Here is a 14,427-nt window from a genome sequence, read left to right on the forward strand (position 1 = left end):
CAGAGGGAGGGCCCAGGCGGTTCATCAGCGATAGGCACATCAGCGCAGCAGCAGCCGATCGGAAGGTGTTCCCGATCCACTTTATTCAGCTGAGGACTTCTTCCGCAACCGCGAAATGAAAAAGCCGTCACTGTCCAAATGATGCGGCAAAATCTGTACGCTCCCCTTCTCTACCCGCACTTTTCTTTGTACGTCATTGGGCAGCCCATCGACAAAGGAAGCATCCCATTCAAACTCCGGATGCTTGGCCAGAAACCACTCGACTTGCTCCCGGTTTTCCTTGGGTTCCAGAGTACAGGTGCTGTATACCAAAACGCCGCCGGGCTTTACCAGTGGGGCAACCGCCTTGAGCAATTGCCGTTGTAACCGGACCAGCTGCTCCACTTCTTCCGGTTCTTTGCTCCATTTAATATCCGGTTTGCGACGAATCACACCCAATCCCGAACAAGGCGCATCCAACAGGACAAAGTCGAAAGTGTCGGTTTCATTCCCGGAAAGTTCCCTGGCATCCGCCTGCCGGGTTTCAATGATGGAGATCCCCAACCGCTCGGCATGTTTCTGAATCAGCTTCACCTTGTGGGGGTGAATATCGCAGGCGAGCAGGTTGCCTTGATTCTGCATCAGTTCCGCCAGATGGGTTGTTTTCCCGCCTGGCGCTGCGCAAGCATCCAGCCCCCGCTCACCGGGCTTTGGCGCAAGCAAATGACCCACCAACATGGAGCTCTCATCCTGCACGGTATACCATCCTTCTTGATACAACGGATGAAGCGCCGCATTCCCCGCCCCTTCCAGCACAACTCCCTGCGGTGCTGCCTCGGACGGGGATACCTTCGCTTCCGGAAAAGCTTCCCGCAGCCGTTTTATCAAGGCATCCCGGCTCGCTTTCAACGGATTGCCGCGCAGGGCCGTTTTGGGCGGCCGGTTGTTTGCCTGCAGTATGGCAAAAGTCTCCTCAACACCATACACCTCTTGCAACCGGCGGACAAGCCACTTGGGATGAGAGGTAACCAGCGCCATTTCCTGCACGGTATTCGGGTGATCCGGCAGCCGCCATTCCCGCTCCCGGCGCAAATAGTTGCGGAGTACGCCGTTGACCAGTCCGGAGATGCCTTTATGGCCCCGTTGTTTAGCTATTTGTACCGTCTCATGCACTGCCGCTCGGGAAGGAATCTTGTCCAGGTAGCGGATTTGGTACAGACCCATCCGTAACAGCTGGCGTACCCATGCTTCCAGGGACTGGACGCCCTTTTTGATGAGGCGGTTCAAAATCCAGTCCAAGGTATTTTGCCGCTGGATCGTGCCGTAAACCAGTTCCGTGGCCAGCCTCCGATCCCGGGAAGAGAGGGCATGTTTTTTCAGGGCATCGTTCAACATCAAATTACTGTAAGATCCTTGTTTCTCCACAGCGATCAGGACATCGAGGGCAATGTCCCGGGCTGTCGGCTGCCAATTCATGAATCTTCCCCCAAACGTTCTCCTGGTTCCATGTTGCGACCACGGGCAAATTGGTCTGCTGTCATCCTCTTTTTCCCGGCAGGCTGCAGTTCCTTAATCAGGAGGGCATTTTCTCCGGCAGCCACTACCACGCCGGCTTCATCCACCCGCAGCACGGTTCCGGGAGGCTCCATCGTTTCCGTCTCCAGCACAAGCGCCCGCCATATCTTGAGAGGCTTTCCCTTCCATAAGGTGAAAGCCACCGGCCATGGCCGCAATCCGCGTACTTGATTAAACAAATCGCGGGCTGGGCGGGTCCAGTCGATTTTTTCATCTTCTCTCCGTATATTGGGAGCATAGGTAACTTCGGCGGGGTTCTGGGGTATCGGTTGGATCGTGCCTTCCAACAGCGGCGGCAGCGTTTTCGCCAACAGATCCGCTCCCACTTTGGCCAAACGATCATGCAAAGTACCCACATCATCTTCATCCGTAATCGGGATCGCCTGCTGGCTCAGTATATCCCCCGCATCCAGCTCTTTCACCATATACATAATGGTAACGCCAGTTTCCTTTTCACCGTTGATTAGCGCATGGTGAATAGGAGCTCCGCCTCGGTATTTGGGCAGCAGAGAGGCATGTACGTTGATACAGCCGTGCTTCGGAGCCCGTAGTACTTCTTCGGGGAGCAATTGTCCATAAGCAGCCGTTACCACCAAATCGGGTTTCATTGCGAGAAACCGGGCCACCGCTTCCGGCTCCCGCAGCCGTTCCGGCTGAAAAACAGGCAAGCCCATTTTCTCCGCCGCCACTTTGACCGGCGGAGGCGTCAGGACCCGTTTCCGCCCCACTGGCCGATCCGGCTGGGTAATCACACCGACCACTTCATACCCCTTGTCCATCAACATGTGTAAAGAGGGCACCGCGAAATCCGGGGTGCCCATAAATACGATTCTGGGACGCTGACTCACGAACCGTCTTCCTCCTTCTCCCCGATCTCATACACCCGTTCGGCCACATCCGTAAACAACACACCGTTTAAATGATCCACTTCATGCTGGAAAATCCGAGCCAGAAAACCTTCCGCTTCCATCTCGAAGGGCTCCCCGTATCGATCCTGCCCCTTCACCTTTAACCGGAGCGCCCGGCGTACGTCCCCCTGCAAACCGGGAATGCTGAGACATCCTTCCGGTCCCAGCTCTTCTCCTTCCAGGTCCGACAGTTCCGGGTTGACGACTTCGATCAGGCCATTGCCGTCATCCAACACGATAACACGCTTGGAGATCCCCACCTGCGGGGCAGCCAAGCCGACACCGGGGGCATCATACATCGTTTCTGCCATATCATCCAACAACTTGTGCAGCCGCTCGTTGAATTTCGTCACCGTTTTGGCTTTCTCTTTTAAAATGGGATCGGGATGAAGCACAATTCTTCGGATAGCCATAGGGCATCCCTCCTTTTATCCTTCAACTTCAGTTCAAAAATGGTATGAGACGCGACCCAATTGAAGTGCTGTTCGCTTGAGATCAAATACCTTCTCGGTCAATACTGACACGCAATTCGTCGTCTCCCAGCAAGAAAGAGAGTGATCGCAGTTTCTCCGTCAAACCGTTCCATTCATCTGTATGTGGCGGCACTTTGATCATGACCTGCAGCCGGTATCGATCCTTGATCCGGGGAATGGGCGCCGGTACAGGACCCAAGATCTCCGCCCCTTCGGGCATATAAGGCTGCAGGCCCCGCACGGTTCGCATTCCTGCTTGCATCACCGCTCCTTTGTCCGTATGGGAAAGCAATATGGTAAAAAGTCCGCAGTAAGGCGGATAGCGGTGCTGTTTGCGCAACCGGCACTCCTGTATATAAAAGGGTTCTGTTTCATACCGGGCGGCCATCTGAATGCTGTAATGTTCGGGCGTATAGGTTTGAACCACCACACGCCCCGGCCGTTCATGGCGCCCCGCACGGCCGCTCACCTGGGTCAGCAGTTGGAAAGTTCGTTCTGCCGCCCGATAGTCCGGCAGGTGCAGCATGGTATCGGCAGCGATGACACCGACCAGGGTCACCTTGGGAAAATCCAGTCCCTTGGCGATCATTTGCGTACCCAGGAGTACATCCGCCTTTCCTTCACCAAAAGCGGTCAACAGCCGTTCATGGGCGCCCTTCCGATTGGTGGTATCCACATCCATCCGAATGACACGCAGGCCGGGCAATTGTCTGGCCAACTCTTCTTCCACCCGCTGTGTGCCGGTTCCGAAGTAACGGATATGGGAGCTGCCGCAAGAGGGACAGGTTTGCGGAACCGGCTCGGCATGGCCGCAATAATGACAGCGGAGGGTCCGGTTGGTCCGGTGATAGGTTAAGGAGATATCGCAGTGGGGACATTCCACCGTCTTGCCGCAATCCCGGCACAGAACGAAGGTGGAATACCCTCGCCGATTAAGAAAGAGCACCGCCTGTTCGCCTCGGTCGACGCACTCCATCAACGCTTGTTTTAACGGGCGGCTGAAAATGGACCGGTTGCCACCCCGCAATTCATTTCGCATATCCACCACGTCCACTTGAGGGAACGGACGGCCATGCACCCGTTGGTTCAACGTGACCCATTCCAATTTCCCGGTGCGGGCTTGATAGTAAGATTCCACAGATGGGGTAGCCGTTCCCAGCACCAGCACCGCACCGTGGGCTTCTATCCGCTTGGACGCCACCAAGCGAGCATGATACTTCGGCTGTTCCTCTTGCTTATAAGAAGATTCATGCTCCTCATCAATAATAATCAGACCGATATTCTCAAAGGGAGCAAAGACAGCCGACCGAGCTCCGATCGCCACCCGTACCTCGCCGGAACGGATTTTCCGCCATTCATCATACCGCTCCCCATCCGACAAGCCGCTGTGCAACACCGCGACATCATCACCGAAACGTCCCTTGAACCGTCGCACCATCTGCGGAGTGAGAGAGATCTCGGGAACCAGTACGATCGCTTGCCGCCCTTTATTCAGGGTTTCCGTAATCGCTTGGAGATAAATCTCTGTTTTCCCGCTCCCGGTGACGCCATGCAACAGCACCGTTCGGGGCTCTCGGCGCTTGAGCGGTTCCGCGATCGCATCATATGCCTGATGTTGTTCCGGTGTTAACGGCAAGGGTTCCGTCCGTTCAAAAGAACGCCCTCCAAATGGATCCCGGTACTCCTCCCGTTCTTCCCATGTGAGCAGTCCCTTTTCCGCCAAACGTTTGACTGTGGCATGAACCGCCCCCGTTTCCGTCAGCAACTGCGCCAAAGGGATCGGATCGGGATGGTCCGCGACATACTGCAGCACTTCTTTTTGACGGCGGGCTTGTGCAGGCAAAGCTTTCGCTTCTCGTCGGAGGACTTCCGACGTCTTCGCCGCCCCCACCCAGATCACCGTTTTACGGGTGACACGGTCCCCGGCCCGTTCTTCGATGATGATCCGCTTATCCGCAGCCATCCGCCGCAGCAGGAAACGAGAAACCCGAGGCAATTTCAGCGCTTGTTCGGGAGACATCTCTCCCTTTTCCCGCAGCTGTCGGATCAGCTCCCGTTCATGTTCCGGCAACAGATCCTCTTCGGCAAAATCGGGATGCACCCGGCAAATCCGTTGATAGCGTCCTTTCAACACCGCCGGCACCATGGCATGGAGGGCCGTAATCACCGGACATAAATACTGCTGTGCCACCCAACGGGCCAGTGAAACCAACTCCGGCGTCAGCGGCGGGACCAGATCCAACACCTCCAGGATCGGCTTTAAGCGGGGGGCATCGGAAACCGGAGCAAATGCTACGACATAACCCAGCAGCTTCCTCGGGCCGAAAGGTACCCGGACGCGGCTCCCAACCTCCACCTCATCCCGCATGGCAGTCGGCACTTCGTAGTCAAAGGGCCTGTCTGTCTGTTGGCTGGGTACATCCACAAACACCCGTGCCACACGCTTATGATCGTTCATCCAGCCGTTCTCCTACCAGACGGATGAGCCGCCGGGCCACCTCGCGTTTGCTCAGTTGGGGGAGCCGCAGTACTTCCCCATGTTTATCAAATACCGTCACAATATTGGTATCCCCTTCAAAACCGGCTCCAGGCTCGGACACATCGTTGGCCACGATCATGTCCATGTTTTTTCGTTGCAGTTTGTCGCGAGCGTAAGTTTCGACCTGATCCGTCTCCGCGGCAAATCCGACGAGCAGACGACGTCCCTTGCGCCTGCCTACCTCTGCAGCGATATCCGGCGTTTTCACCAATTCCACCTGCAGGCGGTCATCCGCTTTCTTGATCTTGCTCCCTTTCACTTCCGCTGGCCGATAGTCCGCCACTGCTGCCGCTTTGATAATCACATCCGCCTCTTCCATCTCCTCCAACACGGCTTGAAGCATCTCCTCAGCGGTAGTAACATCCACCCGGCGGACACCCACGGGCGTTTCGAGAGAGCTGGGGCCTGCCACCAACACCGCTTCCGCACCGGCGGCGGCTGCGGCTTCCGCAAGGGCGAAGCCCATTTTCCCGGAAGAGCGGTTGGTGAAGTAGCGGACTGGATCCATCGGCTCCCGGGTAGGCCCTGCCGTCACCACCACTTTTTTGCCTTGAAGCTGGCTCCCCGGTTCGGCCAGCATCTCTTCGACCACTTCCACAATCTTTTCCGGTTCCGCCATCCGGCCGCGCCCTACGTAACCGCAGGCCAACTGGCCGGATCCCGGTTCCACAAACCGCACGCCCAGGCGACAAAGCTTTTTGATGTTTTCCTGCACGACCGGATTTTCATACATATGCACATTCATCGCCGGTGCTACCAGGATCGGCGCTTGTGTGGCCAACAGGGTGGTGCTCAACATATCATCCCCCAGACCATGGGCCATTTTGGCCAAGATATTGGCCGTCGCCGGAGCGATGACGAACAAGTCCGCATGATCCGCCAGATCGATATGGGTCACCACAGAGGGGTCCTTCTCATCAAATGTATCCACGGCGACCGGATTGCGGGAGAGAGTCTGGAATGTCAACGGGGTGACAAAACGGGTAGCCGACTCTGTCATAATGACACGGACGTCTGCCCCCCGTTGGTTCAGTTGACTGACCAAGGAGGCTGCCTTAAACACGGCAATCCCACCGCTCACCCCTACCACGATGCGTTTTCCTTTCATAGTGCGGTCCCCCTCTAACGATAAAAAATAACAACCCGTAACAGGTTGTTATTTCTCCTGGTTTCGGACTTCTTCCGGCGGTACCAGTTTATCCGCAGCGATCTCCTCTAGTGCGATGCCTACGTATTTATTCGAACGGGGCTGCAGATCCGGCTCGGCACCGTCCAACAGTTGACGGGCCCGTTTGGCCGCCAGAATAACCAACGTGTATTTGCTGTCCGCTTTGGACATGAGTGTATCAATGGATGGGTACAGCATCAAAATCCCTCCAGCCAATCGGGGTGATTTTCCAAAAAACGATCCTTGCGGCTGTGTTCCGCCACCAGAATGGCGCGAATGCGGTCGCAGGCGTCTTCCACCACGTCGTTGACGACTACATAGTCATAATACTCCACCTGCTTCAGCTCGTTTTCAGCCGCCTTCATGCGATTGTGCAAACTTTCTTCCGTCTCGGTCCCCCGGTTGCGGATCCGTTCCCTCAACTCTTGCATCGAAGGCGGCAACAGGAAGATGAATACGCCCTGCGGAAATTGCTCTTTGACCTGACGGGCGCCTTGCACCTCGATTTCCAGCAGTACGTCTTTTCCCTCCTCCAGTTTTTCCTCTACAAACTCACGGGGGGTACCATAATAATTGTTTACATACTTGGCCCATTCCAGCAGTTTGCCTTCTTCGATCATCCGTTCAAACTCCGCATGACTCTTAAAAAAATAGTTGACGCCGTTCACTTCCCCCTCCCGGGGTTGACGGGTAGTCGCGGAGACGGAATAGGTCAAATCGGGCAGACGGTTTCTAAGCGCCGAGCATACGGTTCCTTTTCCCGCACCGGACGGACCTGACAATACGATAAGCAAACCTTTACTTTTGTCTGTAATCCCCATAACCGACCCTTTCCTACTTCAGTCTACCATTTCCTCCGGTTGATCCTTGCTCTGCAAACGGTGCGCAACGGTCTCCGGCTGCACGGCAGACAAAATGACATGATCGCTGTCCGTGATAATGACCGCACGGGTACGGCGGCCGTAAGTGGCATCGATCAGGACACCCCGATCACGGGCCTCCTGGACAATCCGTTTGATGGGAGCCGAATCCGGGCTGACAATGGAAATGATCCGGTTGGCTGATACGATGTTGCCAAAGCCTATATTGATCAACTTGATACTCACTTAGAGTACCTCCTCGCTCCATGGTTCTAGCCATATCCGCATTCATCTCATTATAACCTGTTTACTCGATGTTTTGCACTTGTTCTCTCATTTTTTCCAATTCGCTCTTGCAATCTACCACCCGGGACCCGATCACCTGATCGTTCGCCTTCGACCCGATGGTGTTTACTTCCCTGTTCATCTCTTGCAACAAAAAATCCAAGCGACGTCCTACTGGTTCGGGTTGGGACAGGGTATGCAAAAACTGATCCAGATGACTTCTGAGTCGGGTCAGTTCTTCCTGAATATCCGAACGTTCCGCGAATATGGCCGCTTCCGCAGCAATGCGGTCTGCGTTCAGAACCCCTTCGGCAAGAAAATCCTGTAGCCGTAGATGCAGCCGTTTACGGTAATCCTCCACCACTTGGGGAGCCCGTTGGCCGATCTCCTCCACGTAACCTTTCAGGGTTTTTACCCGGGAGATGAGATCTTTCGCCAATGCTTCTCCTTCCCGGATCCGCATGGCCTTCAGGGACGCACAGGCAGACTTTACCGCTTGCAACACCTGCTGTTCATGGCTTTCCGGATGAAATCCCTCTTCTTTCACCTGAAGAACATCCGGCAATTGCATGATCTCGGCCAAGGTGAGAGTACCTTCTAACTCCAGGACTTCTTTCAGCTTTTTGGCGGCGTGAACCAGCTTCTCCGCCACTTGCTCGTTCACCTTGATCTCCTTGGCGGACAAACGTGCTTCCACTGTCACAAACACATCCGCCCGACCACGCTTAACAACGGACCGGACTTCTTTTTTTACGGGCTCTTCCAATGCCATCCAACCGGAAGGCAGACGAACCATCACTTCGGAAAAGCGATGGTTAACGGACCGGATCTCCGCCACACAACGGACATCCTCTGTGGTGCATTCGCCTCGACCGTATCCCGTCATGCTTCGAATTTGACAGTTGTGTATCATGACCTCATTCTAAAGGATTTCACACTCTCTCACAAGTGTTCTCCTTTTTTCGCAAAAAATGAGGTCAATCCATTAGAGAATGCCCTTCTCGTTCAAAAGTCGCGCCTTAGCAGAACGGATTCCCACTGCTCCTATACAACTGCTGACAAATCTTAGCCCGCGAATTGGATCGCGGGCTTCAGACTTATCCATTATTCACCTTGTTTGCTGAGATTCGAGTGCTTGCGCGAGTACACAAAATAGATCAACAGGCCGACGGCCATCCAGATAAAGAAGGCCATCCAAGTAATAGGAGCCAGCTTGGAAATCAGGAACAGACAGAAAGCAATAGCCAAGAGGGGCACCCACGGCATCCCCGGTGTACGGAAAGGTCGATGGAGATCCGGCTCGGTTTTCCGCAGTACCAGCACCCCGACAGAAACCAAGGTGAAAGCGGCCAGTGTCCCGATGTTCACCAACTCCGCCAGTTTATCCAGCGGAATCAACGCACCGATCAAAGCCGCAATTGTTCCCAAGAACCAAGTAGCACCGAAGGGCGTACGGAATTTGGGATGAACGCTGGAAAACCCTTTGGGCAGCAGCCCGTCCCGGGACATGGCGAAGAAAATCCGCGTTTGTCCATACAACATCACCAGCATCACTGTCGTCATCCCGAGAATGGCACCCAGATCCACAAAGCCGGCGAACCAGTTTTGACCGGCAAATTGCAAAGCCAGCGACACCGGATGGTCCACACCTTCAAACTTTTTGAAGGGAACGATACCGGTCATGATGCCGGATACAATCACATACAGCAACGTACAAATAGCCAAAGAGTAAATAATCCCCCGGGGAAGATCCCGACCCGGATTTTTCGTCTCTTCGGCAGCAGCCGCTACTGCATCAAAACCGATATAAGCAAAAAATACGAGCGCCGCCGCGGAGAAGACGCCGTCAAAGCCAAAAGGCATAAAGGGCTGCCAGTTGGCAGGTTTCACATAACCCACCCCGACCAGGATAAACATCAACACAACGGCAATTTTGATGACTACCATGATGTTGTTGGTCCGTTTGGACTCGGTAATTCCCCGTGCCAGCAGGAAGGTAATCACCATCACAATGATAAAGGCAGGCAAATTAAACAAAGTGGTCTTACCCGGTACTGCTCCCGGAGCAGCGGTCAAAGCCTCCGGCAAAACAATGCCGAAACCGCTTAATAACGACTGGAAGTACCCTGACCAACCGGCAGAAACGGTACTGGTGGCCAGCAAATACTCCAACACCAGGTCCCACCCGATGATCCACGCGACAAATTCACCCAACGTAGCATAGCTGTAGGTGTAAACGCTTCCGGAAACCGGTACCAGAGCTGCAAACTCTGCATATGCCAACGCTGCGAAAGCACATGCAAGGCCGGCAACGATAAAAGACAGCACCAAGGCAGGGCCGGCTTTCAATGCACCGGTTCCAGTTAGCACAAAAATACCGGTTCCGATAATAGCGCCGATTCCCAACATGGTCAAATCCCATGTACCCAAGGCGCGCTTCAGGGTCTTGCCCTGTTTGGTCGTACGGAGCAATTCATCAATGCTCTTTTTACGAAACAGGCTCACAGGTTTTCCTCCTTTATTCACTAGTTTGATAATTTTGTAGTTTCATAGAATTCGGAAGCCTATTGATTAGCCCGTGATTTATTCTAAGAAACCTTCACTTTTCTGTCAAACGCACTTTTTTCCAATGTTATCTTTAATATCTCCTATAAAAAAAGAAAAAACCGCAGCATTTACCGGTAAGTTGAGGTAAAAACCGCGGCACTACTCTGTCAATGTCCAAATGCTTTATCCCTGAGGATGAGTCATTTTCATATGATGCTCCATCTTTTCGCGTTCATGCAGTTTCTTTTCCTGATCCCAACCTGCTTTTTCTGCCATAATCTCTAATACTTGTTCCAAGTTGGCTTCACAACGGGCTCGGTTAAAGTACAGATCTCCCGTTCGCCGGATCAAAAAGTCCGCAGCGGATACGGCCATTTCCTCATCTACCGCAAATTCCACCTGAGCTTTCAGGAGATTCTCCGGATTTCCGCCGGCACGTTCCCATACCTTGGCGATATGCAGCCCGTACAGTTGTACCAATTCATCGGCATGATCCCGTTCAACACCCGCTTGGGCCATTTTGTCCACCCACTCGCGGCGGAAACGGACAAACCCTTCAGCACCCATATCTCCGCCGCCGGTAATCGATGTGCGATCCGTTCGGCAGGAGACAAAAGAACGGATTCCTTTGCCAGACAACCGCCGGCAGACCAAGTCAACCGTCCGTTCAGCCATTTTCCGGAAACCGGTCAATTTGCCGCCGGCGATGGTGATCAGTCCCGTGTCGGACTGGAAGATCTCATCTTTCCGTGACAGTTCCGAGGGACTTTTGCCCTCTTCGTGAATCAACGGACGCAGACCAGCCCAGCCGGATTCCACATCTTCCGGTTTCAGCTGAACATCCGGGAAGACATCGTTGACGCCTTTCAACAGATAATCCCGATCCTCTTCCGTCATGATTGGCTGATCGATCGGTCCTTGGTAGTTGGTATCCGTGGTGCCGATGTAAGTAGTGCGGCCGCGCGGAATGGCAAAGACCATTCGTCCGTCGGGCACATCAAAATAGATCGGTTGTTTCAACGGAAAACGTTCATGGGCCACCACCAAGTGAACCCCTTTGGTCAAATGCAGACGTTTTCCTTTGAGCGAGTTATCTTTTTTCCGTAATTCGTCAACCCAGGGACCTGCGGCGTTTACCACTTCATGTGCTGTCATTTTATACTTTTTGCCGCTTACCAGATCCTGCACGTCGACAGCGGCCAACTTGCCCTTCTCATCGTAATCAAAGCTTTCCGCTCTGGCGTGATTGACAGCTTTGGCGCCCAAGGAGACGGCCGTTTTCATCACTTCCAGGGTTAGGCGGGCATCATCGGTCCGGTACTCGTAGTAGTAACCGGATCCCTTCAACCCTTTGGAACGGAGAAGCGGTTCTTTCTCCAACGTTTGTTGTTTGGACAACATTTTGCGGCGCTCTTCTTTTTTCACACCGGCCAAACGATCATACACAAAAAGACCGACGGAAGAAGCCAGCTTTCCATAGGTCCCGCCTTCATATATGGGCAGCATCATCGGAGCGGGACGGACAATATGAGGAGCACGTTCGTACAAGAGTGCCCGTTCGCGTCCCACTTCGCGAACCAAGTTGATTTCCAGTTGTTTCAGGTAGCGCAAACCACCGTGGATCAGTTTGGTAGAGCGGCTGCTGGTGCCTTCGCCGAAATCCTGCATCTCTACCAGCCCGACGGACAAACCGCGGGAAGCAGCGTCCCAAGCGATCCCGGCACCGGTAATGCCGCCGCCGATCACCAATAGATCCAGCTTCTCCTTCGACATTTCATCCAGTATACGGGTACGACTTTTAGCTGAGAAATGCATCCTGGCATCACCTCTTCTCTTACGTGTTTCAAACCTTCTGGTTCCACAACCCCCGACTGCTCACCGAAACGGCACTGGCACCGTTCTTGAACGCACTCCGAATATCGTCTTCACCCCGGATCAACCCACCAGCCACGATGGGAATATCCCGGCTGTCCCGCAAGGTTTCAAAAACCCATTTTGGAACGACACCAGGCATCACTTCCACAGCATCCGCTCTGGACTGCTTCAATAAATGTTTACCCGTTTCTACCGACATGGTATCCGGAATAAACAGCCGCTGAATCGCAAACAGCCCTTCTTCCCGGGCAGAACGAATCAAATGGGTGCGAGTGGATACGATGCCGTCTGGCTGCACTTGGGAGCGGATGTATCGCAAAGCGGCACGGTCATTGCCAAACCCCTGAGCCAGATCGATGTGCAAATAGACCTGTTTGCCCATCGATTTCACCCGCTTCACCACATCTGCGGCAGTGTTGATCTCTCCAAACAGCAAGAAGCAGACGGTCGGATCCGTCCCCTCCAATGACGCGAGTTCTTCTTCTTTCCGCAAAGCGGCGATTACGCGATGGTTTTGAATCGCTTGCCGGAAATCCACATTGGTCTCCTCCTTAAAAATGCAAAAAGAGTCCCCACCCCGTTGCAAACAAACGCTCGGATTGGTGAGGGACTCTTCTCTTCGTCTCCAGTCCCGACACATTCAGATTTTCCTGTTGTTTAAATATATTATAACAAAGCGAGCCCTGGATGCAAAAATTATATTTTTACCTTTTCATAGGACATGGTCCGGCGTACGGCGTCTTTCCATCCGTCATACAGTTTTTCTCGCGTTTCCTCTGCCATTTTCGGTTCGTATTCAGCATCGATGGCCCAATTTTGTTGAATGGATTCTTTGTCATCCCAATAACCGACGGCCAGCCCTGCTAAATAAGCGGCACCCAGAGCCGTGGTTTCCGTTACCGTCGGGCGTTTGACCGTGACATTCAAAATGTCGGATTGGAATTGCATGAGGAAATTGTTCAGCGCAGCTCCGCCATCCACATTCAGCTGTTTCAGGTGAATGCCGGAATCCTGTTCCATAGCCGTCAACACATCCCGCGTCTGATAAGCCAAAGACTCCAAAGCCGCACGGGCAAAATGATCCCGAGTGGTACCCCGAGTCAGTCCGTACATCGCACCCCGGGCTTCCTGATCCCAATAAGGAGCACCCAAACCGACAAATGCCGGAACCAAATAAACACCTTCATTGGACTCCAGCCGGTTGGCGCACTCTTCGGATTCCGCTGCTTTGTCGATGATTTGCAATCCGTCGCGCAGCCATTGGATCGCTGCACCCGCGACAAAGATGCTGCCTTCCAAAGCGTATTCTACTTTGCCATCGATTCCCCAGGCGATCGTGGTCAGCAACCCGTGATCCGATTGAACCGCCCGTTCACCAGTATGCATCAACATAAAGCAACCGGTTCCATAGGTATTTTTGGCCATTCCGGGTTTGAAACAAGCCTGGCCGAACAAGGCGGACTGCTGATCTCCCGCTGCACCGGCGATGGGGACACGGGCACCGCGGAAGATCTTTTCATCAGTGTAACCGTACACTTTGCTGGAAGGCTGCACCTCCGGCAACATGCTGCGCGGGATACCGAGGATTTCCAACAGCTCGTCATCCCAATCCAGCGTATGAATATTGTAAATCAGCGTACGGGACGCGTTGCTGTAGTCGGTTACATGAACCTTGCCGGCGGTCAGCTTCCAGATCAGCCAAGAGTCAATCGTGCCAAAGAGCAGATCTCCCCGCTCTGCTTGTTCACGGGAACCGTCCACATGGTCCAAGATCCACTTCACTTTGGTACCGGAGAAGTAAGCGTCCACAACCAGGCCTGTTTTTTCTTTAAAGGTCTTCTTCAGCCCTCGTTGCTTCAACTCTTCACAAATACCGGCGGTTTGGCGGCTTTGCCACACGATGGCGTTGTAGACGGGCTTGCCGGTGTTTTTATCCCAAACCACCGCGGTTTCCCTTTGGTTGGTGATACCAATCCCCGCGATTTGTTGCGGTGTGATGTCGGATTCATCAAACAAGCGGTCGATCACCTGGCAGGTGGTATCCCAAATCTCCTCGGCATCGTGTTCCACCCAGCCCGGTTTCGGGTAAATCTGGCGGAATTCCTGTTGAGCCATCCCTTGCACATGGCCTTTTTGATCAAAGAGAACGGCACGGGAACTGGTGGTTCCCTGATCTATTGCCAGAATATACATCTTGTTGTCTTTGGACATGTTCATT

General features: G+C 53.8%; 13 protein-coding genes. All 13 read right to left on the reverse strand.

Translation table 11 applies throughout. The annotated features are described in order from the left end of the window. Positions 1 to 81: 81 nt before the first annotated feature. The 13 genes from rsmB to glpK all read right to left on the reverse strand — a co-directional run bounded on the left by rsmB (position 82) and on the right by glpK (position 14,420). Positions 82 to 1,455 carry a 16S rRNA (cytosine(967)-C(5))-methyltransferase RsmB gene (gene rsmB / locus IEW70_RS08855; protein ID WP_188647557.1) on the reverse strand — a complete coding sequence of 458 codons (1,374 nt, stop codon included), beginning with the start codon at positions 1,453 to 1,455 and terminating at the stop codon, positions 82 to 84. Next, positions 1,452 to 2,375: a methionyl-tRNA formyltransferase gene (gene fmt, locus IEW70_RS08860; protein ID WP_188647611.1), complete on the reverse strand. Its 924-nt coding sequence runs from the start codon at positions 2,373 to 2,375 to the stop codon at positions 1,452 to 1,454. The genes rsmB and fmt overlap by 4 nt, the downstream gene beginning before the upstream one ends. Positions 2,376 to 2,398: 23 nt before the next feature. After that, positions 2,399 to 2,875: a peptide deformylase gene (gene def / locus IEW70_RS08865; protein ID WP_188647558.1), complete on the reverse strand. Its 477-nt coding sequence runs from the start codon at positions 2,873 to 2,875 to the stop codon at positions 2,399 to 2,401. An 82-nt stretch (positions 2,876 to 2,957) separates the two neighbouring features. Further along, positions 2,958 to 5,393: a primosomal protein N' gene (priA, locus tag IEW70_RS08870; protein WP_188647559.1), complete on the reverse strand. Its 2,436-nt coding sequence runs from the start codon at positions 5,391 to 5,393 to the stop codon at positions 2,958 to 2,960. Then, positions 5,380 to 6,582, reverse strand: a complete 1,203-nt coding sequence (gene coaBC / locus IEW70_RS08875) for a bifunctional phosphopantothenoylcysteine decarboxylase/phosphopantothenate--cysteine ligase CoaBC (RefSeq protein WP_188647560.1) — start codon at positions 6,580 to 6,582, stop codon at positions 5,380 to 5,382. The genes priA and coaBC overlap by 14 nt, the downstream gene beginning before the upstream one ends. A gap of 48 nt (positions 6,583 to 6,630) precedes the next feature. Next, positions 6,631 to 6,840 carry a DNA-directed RNA polymerase subunit omega gene (gene rpoZ, locus IEW70_RS08880; protein WP_188647561.1) on the reverse strand — a complete coding sequence of 70 codons (210 nt, stop codon included), beginning with the start codon at positions 6,838 to 6,840 and terminating at the stop codon, positions 6,631 to 6,633. Beyond that, positions 6,840 to 7,463, reverse strand: a complete 624-nt coding sequence (gene gmk / locus IEW70_RS08885) for a guanylate kinase (RefSeq protein ID WP_188647562.1) — start codon at positions 7,461 to 7,463, stop codon at positions 6,840 to 6,842. The genes rpoZ and gmk overlap by 1 nt, the downstream gene beginning before the upstream one ends. A gap of 18 nt (positions 7,464 to 7,481) precedes the next feature. Next, positions 7,482 to 7,748, reverse strand: a complete 267-nt coding sequence (remA, locus tag IEW70_RS08890) for an extracellular matrix/biofilm regulator RemA (RefSeq protein WP_188647563.1) — start codon at positions 7,746 to 7,748, stop codon at positions 7,482 to 7,484. Between the two features lie 61 nt (positions 7,749 to 7,809). Then, a complete protein-coding gene (locus IEW70_RS08895; protein ID WP_188647564.1) occupies positions 7,810 to 8,700 on the reverse strand; it encodes a YicC/YloC family endoribonuclease in 891 nt (296 codons plus the stop codon). Positions 8,701 to 8,891: 191 nt separating this feature from the next. Continuing rightward, positions 8,892 to 10,292, reverse strand: coding sequence for a branched-chain amino acid transporter BcaP (gene bcaP, locus IEW70_RS08900; protein ID WP_188647565.1), 1,401 nt, complete (start codon positions 10,290 to 10,292; stop codon positions 8,892 to 8,894). A gap of 225 nt (positions 10,293 to 10,517) precedes the next feature. After that, positions 10,518 to 12,149, reverse strand: coding sequence for a glycerol-3-phosphate dehydrogenase/oxidase (locus tag IEW70_RS08905; RefSeq protein ID WP_188647566.1), 1,632 nt, complete (start codon positions 12,147 to 12,149; stop codon positions 10,518 to 10,520). A 28-nt stretch (positions 12,150 to 12,177) separates the two neighbouring features. Continuing rightward, positions 12,178 to 12,747, reverse strand: coding sequence for a glycerol-3-phosphate responsive antiterminator (locus IEW70_RS08910; RefSeq protein ID WP_188647567.1), 570 nt, complete (start codon positions 12,745 to 12,747; stop codon positions 12,178 to 12,180). Positions 12,748 to 12,905: 158 nt separating this feature from the next. After that, entirely contained in the window at positions 12,906 to 14,420 is a 1,515-nt protein-coding gene (gene glpK, locus IEW70_RS08915; protein WP_188647568.1) for a glycerol kinase GlpK, read from the reverse strand. Between the last annotated feature and the right edge of the window lie 7 nt (positions 14,421 to 14,427).

It is taken from the genome of Marinithermofilum abyssi, from assembly GCF_014641195.1.
GTDB lineage: Bacteria > Bacillota > Bacilli > Thermoactinomycetales > DSM-45169 > Marinithermofilum > Marinithermofilum abyssi.